The organism is Lactobacillus johnsonii (assembly GCF_014058685.1).
Classification (GTDB): domain Bacteria; phylum Bacillota; class Bacilli; order Lactobacillales; family Lactobacillaceae; genus Lactobacillus.
On the sequence record NZ_CP059055.1, the window covers coordinates 509,763 to 530,433 of the forward strand.

At 36.3% G+C, this 20,671-nt stretch carries 8 protein-coding genes; 5 read left to right on the forward strand and 3 right to left on the reverse strand.

All coding sequences use genetic code 11. The features are described 5' to 3' along the window. Positions 1-31: 31 nt before the first annotated feature. Complete coding sequence (locus tag H0I41_RS02390) at positions 32-12,145, forward strand: MBG domain-containing protein (protein ID WP_135014540.1); 12,114 nt, start codon at positions 32-34, stop codon at positions 12,143-12,145. A 175-nt stretch (positions 12,146-12,320) separates the two neighbouring features. Further along, positions 12,321-13,499, forward strand: coding sequence for an acetate/propionate family kinase (locus tag H0I41_RS02395; RefSeq protein ID WP_162222141.1), 1,179 nt, complete (start codon positions 12,321-12,323; stop codon positions 13,497-13,499). 45 nt (positions 13,500-13,544) lie between these two features. Here the strand turns inward: H0I41_RS02395 and H0I41_RS02400 are convergent, their stop codons facing one another. Beyond that, positions 13,545-14,441: a mechanosensitive ion channel family protein gene (locus H0I41_RS02400; protein ID WP_004896804.1), complete on the reverse strand. Its 897-nt coding sequence runs from the start codon at positions 14,439-14,441 to the stop codon at positions 13,545-13,547. Between the two features lie 122 nt (positions 14,442-14,563). On the opposite strand from H0I41_RS02400, the gene H0I41_RS02405 reads away from it, so the two are divergent. Both H0I41_RS02405 and H0I41_RS02410 read left to right on the forward strand, forming a co-directional pair. After that, positions 14,564-14,995, forward strand: a complete 432-nt coding sequence (locus H0I41_RS02405; RefSeq protein WP_004895662.1) for a DUF948 domain-containing protein — start codon at positions 14,564-14,566, stop codon at positions 14,993-14,995. Between the two features lie 22 nt (positions 14,996-15,017). Further along, positions 15,018-15,350 carry a YtxH domain-containing protein gene (locus H0I41_RS02410; protein WP_004895661.1) on the forward strand — a complete coding sequence of 111 codons (333 nt, stop codon included), beginning with the start codon at positions 15,018-15,020 and terminating at the stop codon, positions 15,348-15,350. 93 nt (positions 15,351-15,443) lie between these two features. On the opposite strand, the gene H0I41_RS02415 is transcribed toward H0I41_RS02410, so the two are convergent. Next, the gene (locus tag H0I41_RS02415) at positions 15,444-16,550 is read right to left on the reverse strand and encodes an aminopeptidase P family protein (protein WP_011161616.1); all 1,107 of its coding nucleotides are present in this window, start codon (positions 16,548-16,550) and stop codon (positions 15,444-15,446) included. Positions 16,551-16,693: 143 nt separating this feature from the next. Here H0I41_RS02415 and H0I41_RS02420 point away from each other — a divergent pair, with 143 nt between their 5' ends. Further along, a complete protein-coding gene (locus H0I41_RS02420) occupies positions 16,694-17,689 on the forward strand; it encodes a substrate-binding domain-containing protein (protein WP_004896821.1) in 996 nt (331 codons plus the stop codon). Positions 17,690-17,761: 72 nt separating this feature from the next. Here H0I41_RS02420 and H0I41_RS02425 read toward each other — a convergent pair whose 3' ends face one another. Next, the gene (locus H0I41_RS02425; protein WP_135014542.1) at positions 17,762-20,581 is read right to left on the reverse strand and encodes a transglycosylase domain-containing protein; all 2,820 of its coding nucleotides are present in this window, start codon (positions 20,579-20,581) and stop codon (positions 17,762-17,764) included. Between the last annotated feature and the right edge of the window lie 90 nt (positions 20,582-20,671).

Consider the following 20,671-nt stretch of genomic DNA (forward strand, 5'->3'; position numbering starts at 1 on the left):
AAAGGGAAGTTTTTAAGGAGATTGAGGCCACATGTTATTCAATAAACGTGACTTAGATACAAAACAAAGATTTAGTATAAGAAAGTTAACTATTGGAACTTGTTCTGTTCTTTTATCAACTTTATTTTTAGGAATAGGTACTAATGAAGTAGTTCATGCAGATACTTTACCTAATAATGTTCAAGAACAGAATGCACAAACTAATAAAAATGATGCTCAAAAAGATGAAGTAATTGATGCTAGTCAAGTTCAAGATTCTAAGATAGAGGGATCTAATCAAGCTCAAAAAGGTATTACAGATTCAGAAAAGACTGCAGATAAGAATGCAGTCCAAAAGTCTGATGAAATTAAGAAGGATGATGTAGAGAATACTACAGTTCCTACTCAAAATAGTAATCAACAGAGTACAACTGCCAAGTCTGCAGAAACTCCTTCTATTGTTCAAAAAACTGAAACTTCAAAGCCTGATTCTTCTATTCCTCAAACTAAAAGTGAAACAGATTCTTTAAATCAAAAAAATAATGCTAATGCTGCAGCTCAGAATACTACTACACTTAATATAAGTAACGTTGCTGCTAAGGCTAATGTTAATGCTCTTAAAGAAAATAAGACTGTAGCAGCAACCGCCACCACACCTACTACAAATGGTGGCTATGATTCTGCTACTTGGGGAACATTAGATACGTCCAAGTGGACCGGACAGAATACAACCTTTGATGGAACTGATTACTACCAATTAACTGGTTATACCGGTGATCAAACTCATATTATTGTGCCAAATCAAGCTGACTTTGAGCAAGCTGGAAAATCAACTAATAATCTTCAAGTATCGATCTCTAATGATTTAATTAAAAGCTGGCAAAATGCTGCTACTATTGCCTTTAGTAAGACTGATGATAAGAAGATTAAGCTTATAAGTACTAATTTAGACAATACTTTCAACAAGAATACTACTTTGACCAATTTAGATGCCAACAGTTTAGACACAAGTAGCGTTACTTCGATGCAAAGTACTTTTGAAGGTGCTTCTAACCTATCATCTTTGACTGGAATCAGTGACTGGGATGTTTCCAATGTAACTAATATGTCCCTTTTATTCCAAAATGCGACTGGCTTGACTAGTTTAACTGGTTTGAAAAACTGGGATGTTCAAAAAGTTACGAATATGACTCGGATTTTCAACCAGGTTACCAAAGTTACAGATCTTTCTCCTTTGAGCAATTGGAAGACTGATAGTTTACAAAAACTTAACACTGCATTTGCTAATAATAGTTTTACGAACTTACAAGGTCTAGAAAATTGGAATGTAAGTCATGCAACTGACATGGGTGTCATTTTTATGAGTGATGCTAATTTGACTGACATTAGTGCCTTAGCTAATTGGGATACTAGCAATGTGACTGATCTTAATCGGGCATTTAATGTTAACCAATCACTAACTAGCCTGCATGGTTTAGAAAACTGGAATACCAGTAAGGTAACCAATCTTAATGCAACTTTTGCCAATGAAGGATCATTGGTTGATGCAAGTGCGATTGCTAATTGGAACACGAGCAATGTTACCAATATGTCAGTTTTGTTTGCTGATTCAAGTGCTCAGTATGTTGATTTTTCTAACTGGGACTTTAGTAAGGTGACTAGTGCATCGAATGTCATAAATAATACTAAGTCAGTCGTTTATCTCGGTAATAACTCTACCCTTACTGCTGATAAGTTAAACACCTTGGGTATTGCCAATGGTGGCTTCACTCAGCCAATCATTTTAGCTAGTGGTAATCTCTATACTCTTTTATCCAATAAAAATAGTAATACACATAATATTACTATTAATAATGCCAGTGGTAGCCAACTTACTACTATTTCTGCACCCGTTGTTTATGATGCAGCTAGCGCAAGTAACATGACCGATGCCATTAATAGTTACAAAGACATGGTTGATCAAAAGCTTGAAGATTATGTTACTGAACATAACTATGTACTAAAGAGAGTTTCAAGTGCCCCTGTTGATGATGTCACGGGTCACAATAATCATCTAGTTAACTATGCGAATGCTACATACCAAGTTGTTACTATTCCAGCAGATCAAAAGAAAAATCTTCAGATTCAAGATAAGACTACCTATAAAGGGAAGACTTTAACAGCTAAAGATTTAGTTACTAATGTTGCTGATTTTCCAGCAGGTACTACATTTGAATTTGCTGATAATAGTGAACCAAATTGGGATCAAGTAGGAACCTATAATGTTAAAGTTATTGCAACTTATCCAGTTTCTGTAAATGGTCAGCAATACACGGCCGTAACTACTCCAGCTACTGCCAAGGTTACTGTTACTCAACAAATGCAGTTTACGATTACTTACTGGGATGATACGGAAAATAAGGAAATTACTCAATTTGATATAGCAAATGCTGGTAATGGGGCATATACTTATCTTTCATTTCCAAAAGGTATAAATCCAAACAATTATCAATCCGTCAGTGTCTCTGGGGTGCCTGAAGGAGCAACAATTGCTGGGGATTTCTGGAAGCCGTTTACAGATCCAAGTTGTAATTGGACAGTACCAAATTATAAGTGGGATGCGACGGCAGCTCCTTCGTTATTTGATGCTAATGTTGTTGTCCACTTAATTCATAAAACACAAGACGTAACCAATACGGACCCAGGTGCACAAGAAACACGTACGGTGACGGCTGATTTCGTTAAGATTAATGAAAATGGTACACCCGAAGCCGCACCTTTTGATTCAGCTACTTTAGACGTTTACTACATTCGCAAAGCTACTAAAGATTTGGTAACTGGTAAAGTTACTTATGGTAATTGGAAATTAAATACAAATAAGGGTACCAATGGTCTTCAAGTAGTTAGTGGAGCTTGGACTTTACCAACAGATAGTAGTTCCAAGATTACTGTCACTGCTCCTGATCTTGACGGCTATGAAAAAGCGGATTCTCTAGTTAATGGGCAGTTAACTACGAACTTTGGTACGGTTGATAATATCACCAGTAAATTAACGACTTACTATGTACCTACATCATTGACACAAAAAACTATTAACCGTGTAATTAACATGATTGGGATCGATAAATCTATAAACGGGTCTGCAATGGTCAAACCATCTACCACCACTCAATCAGCCACGATTACTAGACCTGTTAAAGTAAATGCTGATGATAGTGGAGTAACATTTGATGGCTTTGATGGGAGTGGCTGGACTACAGGTAAGTGGGGACGCTACAACAATATACCGGTTCCTAATAATTATACGAAAGTCATTAAACAAATTGTTACGCATCCTGATGGCACAACTACTGAAACAACGTTAGATATTCCTAAGTGGAGACCTATTCCAGCTCAAACTGTCACTATCGATACCCTTCCGACTGTAATTAATATAACCTATACGGCAACTGCAACAGCATTTTTGGCAGGTACTAGTGAGTCAACTTATACTGGCAGTCCAATCACTCTTGATGACCTTAATGATGGAAACGGTGATAATCCAATCTATGCTGAAGTTACAGGGCCAACAGGAGGCCGCTATACTTTACAGGCTGGAGATGTTGAATTTTCATCTGATAATGGTAAAACTTGGACGACTGAAATGCCAACTAATGCAGGCACCTATGAATTACGTTGGTCACAACAAGGTAAGCAGGATGTTATAAAAGAATTTGGTAATAACAGTATTAAATGGGTAGATGCTCAGGGTAATTCAACCTTTACCAGTACTGCAACCTATATTATTAATCCGGCACCAGCTACTTTCACTTTAAGCAACCAGACATCTGGAAATTATACTAAGATCTATGAGGCCCAACCAACGACTAGTATCGATCCTTCAAAATTAACAATTACTGTTGACTTTAACAATGCCAAAGTAGTTTTAGATACGACTGGCCTCACCAGTGATAGTTATGAGTGGGTAGATGCTCAGGGTAATTCGATCAGTAATCCTGAAAATGTTGGAACTTACTACATAAAACTTAAGGACGCTGCACTATCTACTCTACAGAAGGATAATCCTAACTTTACTTTGACTAATAGTAATAAATTAGCTGAGTACACCATTACGCAAGCTCAGGCAAGTGGTGTATTAAGTGGCTCTAACTCACGGACATACGATGGTCAAGCTACTACACCTGCTGAAGTAAATAGCAATGGTCAAATTGGCGTAACGGTAACCTTCCCAGGTGTTACTGATGCTAACAAGACCTATATTCTTAAAGATGGTGACTACAAGTGGAGTAGTGGCTCTGCACCAACTAATGCTGGGTCATATACGATTACTTTGACACCTGATGGTATTTCCAACCTTGAAAAATATATTCTTGGTTTAGCAGGTTCTGGTCAAAATAACACACCGAATGTAGTATTTTCTGATAATGCCTTTACTGGAAGTGCAAGTTATACAATTAATGTTGCTGAAAATACTGTAAGTGTCGATGGAACCCAAACAGAAACTTACACCGGTCAAGAAATTAGCGTTAAATACAACGCGAATGGCACTAACAGCGTTCAAGTAAGTATTAGCTCTAAAGATGGAGCAACCGCTAGCTTAAGCAATGTACAGTTAGATTCTGGTGATTTCCAAATTGTTGATGTCAGCGGTAAGCCTATCATTGCAACAAATGCTGGTGGTGTTTATCATATTGTCTTAACTGATACTGGTGTTGCGAAGATTCAACAAGCGGTTGGTGATAATTACAAGATTAGCCAAGGGACGAGTTTCGGTACTTTAGTTATTAATAAGGTCCAAGCATCTGCAGAATTTAGTGGCAATCCTTCGTACACTTATACTGGTAGCCCTAATAGTGATTACTTAAACGGCTTCTCAATTAAGCTGAATGAACCAAATAATCCAACTTATAACTTAGTTGCTGGTGATATTGAATTTAATGTTGATGGGACTTGGACTACTGCTGTTCCAGTTAATGTTGGAAAATATGAAGTTCGCTTATCACAAGACGGTTGGAATCATATCAAAGAGATTAATAGTGATAATGTAACTTGGTCTGCCACCGCATCTAGTGGAACTGGTACTTACACCATTACTCCTGCTAGCGCTAATACTGAACTTAGCGGTCACAATTCGATGGTTTACAATGGCAGCTCAGTAACGACAGCTGATTTGTATACTGATGGTTCAACCATCGAGGTAGCTATTAGTGGTAATAATATTGTTAACTTACCAACTAGTTTTACTCTTGCAGATGGAGACTATACTTGGAATACTCCAGATGGTAAAGCCCCTGTTAATGCAGGGTCCTATACTCTGACTCTTTCTAGCGCAGGTCTTGATAAAATTCAAGCTGCAATTGATGAAGCAGTTGGTAAAGGTAATGTTATCTTGTCTAAGGACAATACAGGGAGTGCCACTTTCCAAATTACACAAGCCGTGTCACCAGACGTTCAGTTAGATGGTAACGAAAAGAGTGAATACAATGGTCACGCAGTCAGCTTCGATCCAAATAATGAAGAAACCAAGAAGAACTTTGGCTTCAATAATGTTCAAGGTTTGACTATTCCAGATTTAACTGCTGATGACTTTGAATGGGTCGATCAAGATGGCAACCCAATTTCTGCACCAACTGATGCAGGTTACTACTACCTCCAATTGAATGAAAAAGGTAAGTCCGCTTTTGCGAATGCTAACCCTAACTACACATTTGTTAAGGATGGAAATAGTACGATTTCAGGGCGCATTACTTACCACATTTATCCAGCAAGCTTGATTATCGGCGTAAGTGGAACTGCATCACAAGTTTATAATGGTCAAAATGCAGCCATTACCCAAACACAGCTTGATAATGGTGATATTAAATTAGTGTGGGGTAACTCAAATGATGAGCCAATTGGATTGGGAAGCTTCACTTTAACCCCAGAAGATTTAGAAGTGGTTGATAGTGCTGGTGATCCAGTCAGCCATGCTAATGCGCAAGAAAACGATAAAGTAGGCAATCCAACTTATTATGTTCGTCTAACTAATGCTGTGCTTAATAAAATTAAGGCCTTAACAGGTGCAAGTAATTATGACATTAGTTTAAGTGAAACTACTGGTAATTTCTTAATCTATGCTCGCAAGGCTCAAGTTACTTTAAGCGGTAATCAAACTACCACTTACGGGACTGATTTAGCTCTCGATCCAAGCGTCTACCACATTGAACTAACTAATTGGAATAGCAGTGTTCCTGTGCCAACTGATGCTGAAATTATTCAAGCAATTGGTGGGTTGAAGTCTGGGGATGTCTATATTAATGGCTTTACTAATGGTCAAATGCCAGTCAATGTTGGCTCTTACCAAGTTAAGATTACTGATCAACTACTGCAAAGACTCCAAGCAGCTTTTCCAGACTATGATTGGGATGCTGTTAGCGGGAATAATGGCACTGCTAGAAGTGGGTCGTCTGATTCAGATCCTATTGATGCTAGACATGAACCAGCTACATATGTAATTACACCGGCTGATACTACGGTTACGATTAATGGCGCAGAGCACATTAAATATGGTGAAAATTCGACGATTCAATATGGTAGCGATAATGGTTACAGTATAACTATTACTGCACCTGTCAAGAATGAAACAACTGACAATGAACATGAGCCAATTTATACAGATTTGAAGCTTGAAACAGGCGATTTAGAGTTTGTAACTACTCCAGGTAATGTTGGCACTTATGAAGTTAAATTATCTGCTCAAGGATTGAAGAAGCTCCAAGCTTTAACTGGTTCAACTAATTATAATTGGACTCAAGCTTCTGAAGCACGAGCAAACTTCTTTGTTGACCAGATGCCAGTGACAATTACCGTTGGTGGTAATGAGCAAAACGTAACTTATAGCTCCAATGATTGGTTAAAGGCTATTAAGGAGAATCCTCAAGGTTATACCTTAACTGTGATGACCGAAAATGGTACTACTTTAAACTACCAAGCTAAAGATGGAGATTTGATTTTTAGTCAAACACCAGGAGATGTTGGTAGTTATCAAGTTGTTCTATCAGCTCAAGGTCTGGATAATATCAAGCAGGCACTGGGTACTAACTATGCTTATCCACAGGCCGCAAGCGATGTAACTACTTATGGCACCTTTAATGTGAACCAAGGCGAAGTCACGATCAGCTTAGATGGTAGTGATAGTAAGATCTATGATGGAAAAACTACTGTACCAGCTGATTTGAATATTGGTAAATATAATTTAACTTATTCAGCCCCTGTTTATGCTCCAGACGGTAGCCCACAAACAATTAAGTTAACTAGTGATGATTTGCAGTTTGCTAATGGTGATCCTATTAATGCTGGAACTTATACAGTTGAATTATCACCAGCCGGTCAAGCTAAGTTGAAGAATTTAACTGGCAACAATGGCGATAACTACAAGTGGATATTTAACACCCAGGCAACTTACACGATTAATTCAGCTACTGATGCTAGTGCAAGCTTGTCAGGTTCTAACCAAATGATATTTAATGGCTCGCCAGTAACTACGGCTGAAATTAACAATGGTGGTAACATCGTTGTTAACTTGAATTTCCCTGGTAGCACTGAAAATAGCATTTACCACTTGCAAGATGGTGATTATATTTGGAATGATGGAGCTGCTCCAACTAATGTAGGTACTTACACTATTAAGTTGACCCAAGCTGGTTTGGCTCATTTGCAAGCTGCAATTGACCAATATGCTGGTTCAGGAAATGCAAAAATTAGTGCGGATAGCTTAACTGGTTCAGCTACTTTTGAAATCGTTCCTAAGTCAATTACTGATGTCACCATCTCGGGCAAGGATCAAGAAAAGACTTACGATGGTCAGGCTGCTAGTTTAGATGTAAATGACTTAACGATTAGCGCTACTAATCTTGTTACTGATAGTCCATTATCAATGAAAGACATTACTGCCAGTGATTTTGATTGGTATGATGCCCAAGGTAAGAAGCTAGATGCGATTCCAGCTGATGCTGGCACTTATGAAGCTCGTTTGAAACCTTCTGCTTTGCAAGCATTACAAAAGGATAATCCTAACTACAGTTTTAATACCGCAAGTGGAACGATTAAGTACACAATTAATCAAAAAGCAGCTACTGATACTTTAGATGGAAATGGTAATAAGGTTTACAATGGTCAAGAAACTACGGTTAGTGATGTTCTTAATTCAATTACTTGGACGCCAAGTGGGATAGTTGATGGCCAAAGCTTAGATCTTTCTAAGCTAAGCGACGCTGATTATGCTTGGTATACCAAGAATGCAGACGGTACATACACTGAAATGGCCGGTTTACCAACTAATGCTGGTACTTACTACTTGAAGCTTAAGGATAGTTCAATTGCTAAAATTCAGGTAGCTAACCCTAACTACAGTTTTGCCACTGGTGCAATTAGCGGTGAGTATACTTATGTTATTACTCAAGCTAATGCTGTGATTACTTTGCCAAATACTAGCGATCAAACTGTTACTTGGACTGGTAATCCGGCAACAATTGATCCCGCTAACTTTATTCCAGAAATCACTACTGATAATCCGAATGAAAAGACCATCGTTTTGCCAAGTACTTTGCAATTGACTGCAAGTGATTACGAATTCTCACAAAATGGAAAAGTGATTTCTGCACCAAGCGAAGTTGGAACTTATCAAGTTCGTTTAACCGAAGCTGGCTGGCAAAAAGTTCAAAATGCGATTGCTGAAAATACCAACTATACTTGGAATTACCAAGGTGAAGGTAATTATCATATTGAAAAGGCTACTGCAAACGTTACTCTTGATGGTTCAGCTTCAACAATTTACACAGGAAATTCAGTAGTAATTCCAGCTACTGCTGGAGTTGTTAACGGCATTAATGTGAAGTTATCAAATGGCCAAACTTATGTCTTAAAACCTGAAGATCTTGAATTCGTGAATGATCAAGGCAATCAAATTCCTGCACCAACTGATGCAGGTACTTACAAAGTAAGATTAACCAAGATAGCCTTAGATCAAATTCGAAATATTGAAAGCAACCATTATAACTATACTTATAATAATGATGCGGTAGACTTTACAATTGAAAAAGCTAATGCTGATGTAATAACTTCAGGTTCATATGATGTAGTTTACAACGGCCAAACTCCTGAGATTAATGTTGATAAGATTACTAACACTATTGCTACGAACAATGATGTAAAGCTTACTGCACCAACTTTAACTGCTGACGACTATGAATGGGTTGATGAAACTGGTAAGGTAATTACTGATCCTGTAAATGTAGGTACTTACTACTTGAAACTCAAAGATTCTAGTCAAAGTAAGATTGCTAATAATAGTAATTACATTTGGAACTTCAAGGGTTTAGCTAGTGTCACAATTAGTAAGGCGAATGCAACTATTGGTTTTAATGGTAATCAAGAAACTTCTTATACAGGAAGTGTCATAGCAGTAGATCCTGATAAATTTGAAGTTAAACTTTCTAACGGTCAAACTTACCAATTGACTGACAAAGATATTCAAGTTATCGGTAATCCAATAAATGTTGGTACTTACAAAGTTGAGTTAAGCCAAGCTGGAATCGATTCAATCAAGGCAGCTGATAGTAATTACAACTACAGTTATGATGACAGTCAGGGAGTGCTAGTAATTGTTCCAGCTAAGGCTAGTGCAACTATAAGTGGTTCTCAAACTACTCAAGACTTAGAACTTGATCCTCATAACTACTCAGTTGTTTTAACGTTAAACGGACAGCAACAAACTATTACTGGGTTAACAGCAAGTGATTTTGTCTTCAGTAAAGATGGTCATCCGGCTCAATTAACTGAAGCTGGAACTTATGACGTTGAGCTTAGTGGGGATGCAATCAATAAGATTCGTCAAGAAAATCCAAATTACAATATTGACTTCAGTTCAACAGCGACATTTACTTTGGAAAATAGTAGCCAAACTATTAACTATGTGGATGCTGATAATAATGTAATTGGTTCAACTAATATTAGCGGTCACATTAAGGGAACTAAACTACCATTTACTCCTGAAATTCCAGTAGGTTGGGTAGCAAGTGATCCAAGTGATGTACCAACTGAAATTACCATTAATAATGGAACTACTATAATTAAGATTAAACATGGAACAACTAATGTAGATCATAATAATCCGGTTCCTGATGGTGCAAAGACTGTAACAGGTGAAGTAATTGATGGTGCTCACGCAAGTGACTTGAACCAAACAATTACTCGTACAATCAATGTAACTAACCCAGATGGAACTAAGAGTACAGAAGTTCAGACCGCAAAGATTTATCGTGATGCAAGTTACGATAATGTGACTGGTGAAGTAACTTATGGAGAATGGTCAACTGGAAGCTGGAAAGAATTTAGTCCAGCAGAGATCGAAGGTTACAGTGCAAGTGAAAAAGTAGTTCCAGCTGTCGAAGTTAAAGACGGTCAAAAGAATGTCACAGTTGATATTACTTACACAGCTAATGAACAAAGTGGAATAATTTCTTACCAAGACGAAGCAGGTAAAGAAATTAGCACTACTCCACTTAGCGGTAAGACTGGTGAAACAGTAACAGTTAACCCAGAAATTCCAGCAGGCTGGGAATTAGTTCCAGGTCAAGAAATTCCAAAGACTGTCACTGCTACAGGAGAGGGAATTCCAACTGTAGTAATTAAGATTGAACATGGAATAACCAATGTTGATCATAATAATCCGGTTCCTGATGGTGCAAAGACTGTAACAGGTGAAGTAATTAATGGTGCTCACGCAAGTGACTTGAACCAAACAATTACTCGTACAATCAATGTAACTAATCCAGATGGAACTAAGAATACAGAAGTTCAAACCGCAAAGCTTTACCGTAATGCAAGTTACGATAATGTAACTGGTGCAGTAACATATGGAGAATGGTCAACTGGAAGTTGGAAAGAATTTAGTCCAGCTGAGATCAAAGGCTACACTGCAAGTGAGAAAGTAGTTCCAGCTGTCGAAGTTAAAGACGGTCAACCAGATGAGACTATCAATATTACTTACACAGCTAATGAACAAAGTGGAATAATTTCTTACCAAGACGAAGCAGGTAAGGAAATTAGCACTACTCCACTTAGCGGTAAGACTGGTGAAACAGTAACAGTTAACTCAGAAATTCCAGCAGGCTGGGAATTAGTTCCAGGTCAAGAAATTCCAAAGACTGTTACTGCTACGGGAGAGGGAATTCCAACTGTAGTAATTAAGGTTGAGAATTCAACTATTATTGTTACTCCGGAAACACCTGAAAAAGATATTCCAAATGGAAAAGTACCTGGCAATCCAAGTAAGAACTACCCTGAAATGGAAAAACTTGAAGTGGCTCCAACTCGTGCTATCATCCTTATAAAACCAGATGGTAGCAGAGAAAACATTATCCAAAAGGTAATCTTTACTAGATCTGCTACATTCAATGAAGTAACAGGCGAAATAACCTATAGTGCATGGAAATTAAGTAATTCTGATGATCATGAAGCTCTCTGGGAAGCTTATGAACCAATGAGTATTTCAGGATACACGGTTATGAATGTAAACCAAGAAAAGGTTACGCCGGATACACCTAATACTCAGCTAGAAGTTACTTATATTCCGATTAATCGTCCTGCAGTAACTGCAACTCAAACAATTCATTTTGTTGATGAAAAAGGTAAATTAGTTGAGAGTAAAATCTACACTGGAAAATTCGGTGAGGTTATTTCTGTTAGCCTATCGGTTCCTAAGGGTTACAGTTTAAGGAATGGCCAATCATTACCAACACAAATTACCATTGAAAATGGTATGATAACCATTAATCTAAAATCAGAAAGTAAGCATCCTATTCCTAACTCTGAGAACAAACAGAAACCTTCTGTAACACCAAATACTCCTGATGCTCATACTGATAAAAATAATTTATCTTCAAAAGATAATAAAGTTGTTAAGTCTCATGGAGAAAAATTAATAAATACTAACCATGTTGACCACGTTGTTATTAATCAAAAAGCCACAAGAAAGGGCACAAAGGCTTCATCACAAACTTATGGTGAAAAGCACTTTGAAAGCAGACATATGCTTCCACAAACTGGGGCACATTCTGAAAATCCAATTTTTACAGCTTTAGGTATGTTAGCAGTAGGCTTAGGTTTATTCGGTTTAAGTGATCGGAGAAAGAAAAAGGATAAATAGTAATACTTGGTTACTGAAAAATTAAAGGTAAAAGAGTAACGAAAGAAGCAAGCTAAGTTAGCTTGCTTCTTTTTTATTATTTAACATATGGATAATAACTTTTGTTTATGAAAGCGCTATACTTAGAATGAAAGAATAGTTATATAAGTTTAAGTAGATTTCGAGGTTATAGCATATGAAAAAAGTTCTGGCAATTAATTCTGGAAGTTCGTCTTTCAAATATAAGTTATTTTCTTTCCCTAATGAGAAAGTAATTGCTTCGGGAATGGCCGATAGAGTAGGAAAAGAAAATGCTGTCTTTAAAATTAAGTTGAGTAATGGTCAAGAATATATAAAAAATCTGCCTATTCATAACCAAGAAGAGGCAGTTAAATTATTAATTGAAGATTTAAAAAAATTTCACGTAGTTGAAGATTTGCGAGAAATTAGTGGTGTTGGTCATAGAGTAGTAAATGGAGGAGAAATTTTCAAAGAATCAGTCCATGTTAAAGAAAAGGAATTACAAGAAATATTTGATCTTGGAGAACTGGCACCGTTGCATAATATTCCAGAAGCAAATGGTATTAAGGCATTTATGAGAATTATCCCTAATGTACCTCAAGTAGCAGTTTTTGATACTTCATATCATCAAACTTTAGATCAGATTCACTATCTTTACTCCATTCCTTATGAGTATTATCAAAAATACGGTATTAGAAAGTATGGTGCGCACGGAATTTCAATTTCCTATGTGGCACAACGTGCGGCAAAAATGCTTAATAAGAATCCTAACTTAGTTAATTTGATTGTTTGTCATTTAGGATCTGGGGCTTCTGTTACCGCAGTAAAAAATGAAAAATCTTATGATACTTCAATGGGAATTAGTCCACTTACTGGGGTAACAATGGGAACTAGAAGTGGTAACTTTGACCCAGCTGCCTTACAACGTTTAATGCATAAAACTGGAATGAATATCGATGAAGCTGTTAAAGTTTTGAACTATAAATCAGGATTATTGGGGATTTCAGGTGTATCTTCAGATATGAGAGATTTAATTGAGAGCAAAGATAAACGTGCAACGCTAGCTCGAAAGATATTTATTAATCGTGTAGTTAGGTATGTTGGTGCATATGCAGCTGAATTAAATGGTGTTGATGCAATTATATTTACTGCTGGAATTGGAGAACATGATCCTGGCATTAGAGCCGGAGTGATGGCATCATTAAAATATTTAGGACTAGATCCTGATTTTAAAGCTAATCGGACAGATGGAGAAAAGTTTATTTCTAAACCTAATTCAAAAGTAAAAGCAATGATTGTTCCTACTAACGAAGAATTAATGATTGCTCGTGAGGTAGTGCGAGTTTTGCAATAAAAAAAGATTAAGTAGGATTAGACAAAGGTCTAACTACTTAATCTTTTAAGAAGTAGTAGTATTTTCTTGTTTTGTAGGTAGGGAACTAAATTTTATATCTTGTTGATTGAACTCTTTGATATAAGCGCTCAGATAAGCATTTTTTACCTGGCTTTGACTGTTAGCCACTACTTGAAAATGAATCTGGTAAGTAATACTTGAACCAGTTTGATTGATAATGCCAATAATTTGTGGGCCCTTTTTAATTTGATTTTTAAATTTATCTTTGAGTGCTGCATTTACTGTGTTAATTGCATGGTTAACGGTTGTAAGATCGTTATCAACAGATAAATTCAAATTAATGTTCATACTCCATCCAGAATGTGAACCATGAGTTAAATTTTCTACAATAGTAATATTGCGATTGGGAATATAGATAACTGCCCCATTGGTAGTTTTAAGACGAGTATTACGTAAAGTAAAAGAAAGAACAGTTCCAGTATAGGTTCCAATCTTGACAGTATCACCAATGTTATATTCGCCCTCACTGAGAATATTTATTCCCGTTATTACGTCACTTACTAGGCCTTGTGCTCCCATTCCTAAAGCAAGAGAAACAAGTCCCACACTAGCGATAAGAGTGCCAACTGGAATACCTAGAAGTGTTAAAAGACTGTATAAATAAAACAAAAGAATTGTATATTGAAAAAGAGCAACACCAAGTTGAGCTAAGGTTCTTTTTCGACCAGTCATGTGTTCTTGAAACTTTGGATTTTTCAGTAAGTAGCGAGTTAATAAGCGTTTACCTATACGCCAAATCAAGAAAAAGATTCCAGTTGTAATTAGAATTTGAGTACCACGACTTAAGAGTGTATGAAGTACACTATTCCAATCAATTAGAGAATCAACATTACTATTTTTTTTAGTTGTAGATGTTCCTTTTAAAATCGTTGACCAGTTCAAAACATCATCTCCTTAGCGATTTCTTTAGATAGTATATCAAAAAGTAAGGTACTATTTCATTGCTTGAGGGGAGGAATAATGCTAGACTTTTTATGAGAGGAATAATTAATGGAGGATAGATTATGTCAATTTCATATGGTGCATTAGCTGGCTTGATTGCAGCAGTAGCCTTTTTAATCTTAGTCTTATTTACTTTGCCTTTAATTGTTAGAGCAACTAAGACAATGAAGAAAGTTGACTCAACTATGGATAGCGTTAATATAGCAGTTGATGACTTAACTAAGCAAACTGCAGTATTGATGAAACAAAGTGAAGATTTATTAGAAAAAAGTAATGCTCTTCTAGCCGATGTAAATGGTAAAGTAACCGAATTAGAACCAGTTGTGAAGGCAGCTGCAGATTTAGGTGAAAGCGTGTCAGATATTAATTCTTCATCAAGAAGAATGATTGAGCGCTTCTCTGGTATGGGTATTAGAGGAGCTGGAATTGGCATCTTTTCATCTCTAGTTAGTCGAATGTTCGCAAGACGTAAGCGTCGTCGTGGGGAAGACTAATATTTATTAAAGGAGAACAATTATGCGTAAATTAGGTGGATTTTTATTAGGTAGCGTTGTCGGTTTAGGTGTTGGCTTGATTGCTGGCTCATTATTATTACCAGAAGAAACAACTGATGATGTAAAGAAAAAGCTAGCTGAAAACGAAAAGTTACAAGACTTAAAAGAGAAATATGATAAGGGAACTGAAGCAATTAAGAACCAATTAGCATCATTCCCTAAATCAGTTGAAGATGATTCAGAATTGAAAGATTTTGATGATATCGTAATTGATGATACTAACAAAGATCTTGGTGAAGATGAAAAATCTGACAAAGAAGCTGTTAGTGATCTAAATAACGCTGAAAAAAATTAATTAATATTAAAGAATCAAGTTTTCACTTGGTTCTTTTTTTGTATAAAAAAACTGGTGATAGAGATAAACTATCACCAGTTAATTTAGTATAAATTAGTCTTTAACGGGAATGTATTTCAATTCTTTACTTGTTTTAGTAAAAGTCTCAAAACCATTCTTTGTTACAACACCACAGTCTTCGATTCTAACACCAGCTACGTTAGGAATATAAATACCTGGCTCAATTGAGAAACACATGCCTTCTTCAAGAACAACATCATTTCCTTCCATAATTTGTGGAAATTCATGAACGTTCATCCCGATACCATGACCAAGACGGTGGATGAAGTATTCACCATAGCCTGCTTTAGTTATGATATCTCTAGCAACAGCATCAAGTTCGCTAGCTGTAATACCAGGCTTTGCGGCTTCAATCGCTGCTTGTTGGGCTTCACGGTCAACTTCGTAGATTTCTTTTTCTTTAGCAGTTGGTTCTCCGTAAGCAACAGTTCTACTTGAGTCAGAAGCATAGCCATTATGCATTGTTCCAAGGTCAAAAAGAACTAATTCATTTGGTTCAATTTTGTTCATGGTTGGACCAAGATGAGGGTTAGCAGCATTTTTACCAGCTTGAACGATTGTTTCAAAACTAGTGTGCATTACACCTTTTTGAAGTTTTAACTGGTAATCAATTTGACCAGCAACGTAGCGTTCAGTTACACCATTTTTAAGGGCATTAAAGCCAATTTGAAAAGCAAAGTCTGCTTCTGCACCAGCAGCCTTTAATTGTTCAACTTCCTCTGGTGTTTTACGTAAGCGTGCTTCAGCAACAAATGGGGATACATTATTTGTAAATGAAGAATCAGGAAAGGCGATTCTTAATGCTTCTAAGCGATCAACTGAAAGATGGGCTTTTTCAATAGCAATATTATTTGGAGTACCAATACGCTGATTTACCAAGTCAGCGATTTTTGACCATGGATTTTCGTGATCTAGGTAGCCATAAACATCTCCATCCCAAGCCGAATTTTTAGCTTCTTCAACATTTAACTCAGGTGCAAAAATAAAGGCTGACTTATCTTTAAAAGCAAGTAAAGCAAAAATTCTTTCATGAGGATCCATGCTATAGCGAGTAAAGTAATTAATACTAATTGGATCAGAGATGTAGGCAACATCATTATTGGTTGAAATTAACCAATTTTGTAACTTATCTAAGTTCATAATTTTAACTCCTTTTTTAACATATACTGGGAGTATATCATATAATATGGTAAAATAATTAGTTTTTAGTCGTAAACGGTTGCAATGTCTTGATATTCTTGATAAGTTATAAAAGAGTGTTTTTACAGGAGTGTGAGAAATTTATGCAAAAACAAGAAGTAACTATTTATGATGTTGCTCGTGAAGCAAAAGTTTCTATGGCTACTGTTTCAAGAGTAGTAAATGGAAATAATAATGTACGTAAAGAAACACGTGAAAAGGTATTAGCTGTCATTGATCGTTTGCATTACCAACCTAATGCTGTAGCCCAAGGATTAGCTTCAAAGAGAACTACGACAGTTGGTTTGATTGTTCCCGATTTAACGAATATGCATTTTGCAGAATTATCTAAAGGAATTGACGATATTGCTACTATGTATAAGTACAATATTTTACTTTCTAGTGTCGGTAATACTTTGTTAAATGAAGATCAAGTAATTCAAAACTTACTTAATAAGCAAGTTGATGGTGTAATTTACATGTCAAACTTGATGAGTGAAAGTGCACAAGAGATTTTTAAGCGCACTAATACACCAGTTGTGTTGGCAGGTACTGCTGATGCAAATCAAAATTTTCCTAGTGTAACAATTGATTATAAGGCAGCTGAAAAAGAAGCTTTAGGCTTATTATTAAAGAATGGTAAGAAAAACCTTGCTTTAGTTGTTGGCGATGGAAAAGCTTATGTTAATAAGGACAATCGCTTTGTAGCTTATAAAGATTTTATGGAAGAACATAATTTAGATAATGTTCATATCTATGAGGATGCTAGAACTTACGAAGATGGCTATGAATTATTTGAACAAATTAAAGCAGATAAAGTAGATGGAATTATTGCTACTCGTGATGTAACTGCAGCAGGTATTATTAATGCAGCAGTTGAGGCGGGCGTATCCATTCCAGATGACTTAGAAATTATCTCTGCAGCTTCAACTAATGTGGCTAAAATTGTTCGTCCACAATTAACCACTGTTCAACAACCGCTTTATGATATCGGTGCTGTTGCAATGAGAATGTTAACTAAATTAATGAGTGACGAAGAACTAGATGAAGCTCATGTTATCTTGCCATATACTTTAAAGCAATCTCGTTCTACTAAATAAAGTATAGTTATACCAAAAATCCTCTTAGGTTAAATTTAACCTAAGAGGATTTTTTAATATGAAAATTTCTAATTATGGAGCAGTAGGAGCATTATCTGCTGCCGCATCACCTGCAGTAGCTTCTGTGCTAGCAGATCCGCTAGTAGGAGCACTTTCACTTGGACTAATATTTGAATTTACTTCATTAGCTTCATTAGCGTTACTACTTTCTGATCTGTTATTTTGAGATGAAGAAGGAGACTCACGCGTAGAAGTGGTACTTCTCGTAGTTGAGGAAGAATTATTGTTTCCTCCTTGTCCTGTACTCCTAGCTTGTTCATCATTGGCTCCTACATTCCGATTAGTTGAGGAAGAAGAATTATTATTAGATTCACGATAAACTTCATGGTTTTTGCCATAATAATTTTTTGCATTTTCTGAAGTTGATCCATCAGCTACAGCGAAGAGACTATTAATATTCTTTTTCTTAGAAATCGTCTTACCAGTGTAGATTAAGACTTTACCATAGTCATTATTTTTACCTTCTAAGTAATCATAGAAGAGGTTGTAGTCTTTAGTTGAGCCACCAATACCAAATTTAGCAGTTGCATTTGGTGCTGGTGAAAGACTTAATGCAGTAGTTTTTTTGCCACTAAGATCAATATTATCGCCATCGTAGCTTACTGTTCCAGGTAATGTTCCTGTTCTTGCTAAGACACTATTTTTATAAACAGAGCTTGGACGGCTAGGTGCGTCATTTAATTTAAAGATCGATGGATCTTCCTTATATAATGCATTAGCAATATTGGCCCATAGATTTAAATTAGTCTCACTAGAATTAGAATCTAAGTTGTATGAATGACCGTAGAAGTTATCATAGCCCATCCAACTAGAAATTGTAATTCCAGGAGTAGATCCATTAAACCAAATATCACGATAATCATTACTGGTTCCAGTTTTACCAATTAGATTCTTGTGGTCGAACTTCAGGGTACCAGTTAAGCTTGAGGCTGTTCCTTTAGTTACTACTTGGTGTAGCATCTTCTGCATAATGTAGGAAGTGCCTGCAGAGAAGACTTTCTGTGGATTTTGTTTGTGCTTATAGATTACTCGACCGGATGGATCTTGAATTTCTTCAATATAGTATGGATCGGCACGTTTACCATTGTTATAGAAGTTAGAAAAGGCACTAGCATTATCGGCTACTGAAAAACCGTAATCAGTACCACCAAGAGCTAATCCTAAGTTTTCAAATTCGCTCTTACTTAAATTTAAGCCTAATTTCTTCATATCTTGACGCAGATTGATATTTTTATCGTTAACTAACTTACTGTATAAATTTACAGCAGGAAGGTTATAAGACTTACTTAAAGCTTCCTGAGCTGAAATAAATCTGTTTTCAACAGTTGAGTTATAGTCAGTTGGAATATAGTTACCAAATCTGGTGGGGAAGTCAGCAATTGCAGTTTGGCTTGAAATAAGCTTATGCTCTATAGCTGGGCCATAAACTAAATATGGCTTAATTGAAGAACCAGGAGAGCGGTAAGTATCAAAGGCATGGTTAATTTGAGAATTTTTAAAGTCAACCCCACCGCTAAATGCTAAGACCTTACCGGTAGCATTATCAATTACGACACTACCGTTTTCCACGTGTTCGGTGGTATTAACCCACTTGTTAGTAGAAGAATCAAAATCACGAGAAGTTCGGTCTTGACCATACTTGTTTTGCTTAACAACCTGTTGCATGGTCTGGTATAGTGGCTTTCTAATTGTAGTTTTAATGTGGTAGCCTTTTTGATGAAGAAGCTCAGTTGCGCTAGTTAGGTACTGATTATAGCGGTTTGTATCTTGTTTAACGTCAGATACTTTTAAACCATCTTGTTCAATCAAGTTTTCGGCTAAAAGACTGGCACTCTTATTCATTACTAGATTGTATAAATAACCGCTTTGTTTCTTTTGCTTCGGTGCTTTTTCAGGAGCAAGGAAGTCAGCGCGCAAATCATATTTTTTAGCTGCAAGATAAGCTTTTTTACTAATGTCGCCATTTCTGTACATACGGAATAAAACAATGTCTTTTCTCCGCATTGCTAAGTCAAGATCACTTTTAACTTTTCCATTTAAGCGATATGGAGTATATACAGACGGACTTTGAGGCAGACCAGCAATAAAAGCAGCTTGCGGTAAATTAAGTTCAGAAATTGATTTACCAAATATACCTTCAGCAGCAGTTTTAATGCCGACAATATTTTCTCCGCGATTATTTTTACCATAAGGAGCAGCATTTAAATATGCACGGAGAATGTCTTCTTTAGAAAAATGTTTTTCGATCTTATGAGCATAAAACATTTCAGTGACTTTTCTTCTCCAGGTTGTCTGGCTAGTTAAAAATTGCATTTTAACTAATTGCTGAGTTAAAGTTGACCCACCGGTCTGCACACCAACACCTGTTAATTCAGAAAGGACAGCTCTAACTAAGGACTTAGGTAAAACACCCTTATGAATATAAAAGTTTTCATCCTCAGTGGCTGTTACAGCATTCTTAACGAGGGGAGTTAATTCACTTTCACTTGCTTTTTTAGTAACTGTATCTGGTCGAACAGTAGCAATTTTTTTATTACCAGCATAGTAGAGTGTAGCTGAATTTTGAGCATGATTTATTTGATGATTTAATTCGCTAATAGTTGGGATAGGTTGGTTACGAACAATACCAAGTGCATAACCGCCGCCAAAACCAATTAGTAAAAATAAACCGAAAAATGCAATTAAGATAAAATAATGAAAAACACGGCGCAAAGTTAAATAGACGATACCACTGTAAAATTTCCACTGGCTTTCGTCTGATTCACTTTGCAGTGTTTTAACTTCTGGCCCCGCAGTTAGGAACTTTCTGATTTTTTCTTTTAAATTTTTCACAGATCAGGATCCTTTGTTAATTACTTTTCACCTATTATAGCAAAAAAAGGACTAGCATTGATGCAGTCCTTCTTTACGAATTTATTAATA

Excerpts from the sequence above, each read along its gene's own strand:
- H0I41_RS02390 (WP_135014540.1), top strand. The coding sequence starts at position 32 with ATGTTATTCAATAAACGTGACTTAGATACAAAACAAAGATTTAGTATA.
- H0I41_RS02395 (WP_162222141.1), top strand. The coding sequence starts at position 12,321 with ATGAAAAAAGTTCTGGCAATTAATTCTGGAAGTTCGTCTTTCAAATAT.
- H0I41_RS02405 (WP_004895662.1), top strand. The coding sequence starts at position 14,564 with ATGTCAATTTCATATGGTGCATTAGCTGGCTTGATTGCAGCAGTAGCC.
- H0I41_RS02410 (WP_004895661.1), top strand. The coding sequence starts at position 15,018 with ATGCGTAAATTAGGTGGATTTTTATTAGGTAGCGTTGTCGGTTTAGGT.
- H0I41_RS02415 (WP_011161616.1), bottom strand. The coding sequence starts at position 16,550 with ATGAACTTAGATAAGTTACAAAATTGGTTAATTTCAACCAATAATGAT.
- H0I41_RS02420 (WP_004896821.1), top strand. The coding sequence starts at position 16,694 with ATGCAAAAACAAGAAGTAACTATTTATGATGTTGCTCGTGAAGCAAAA.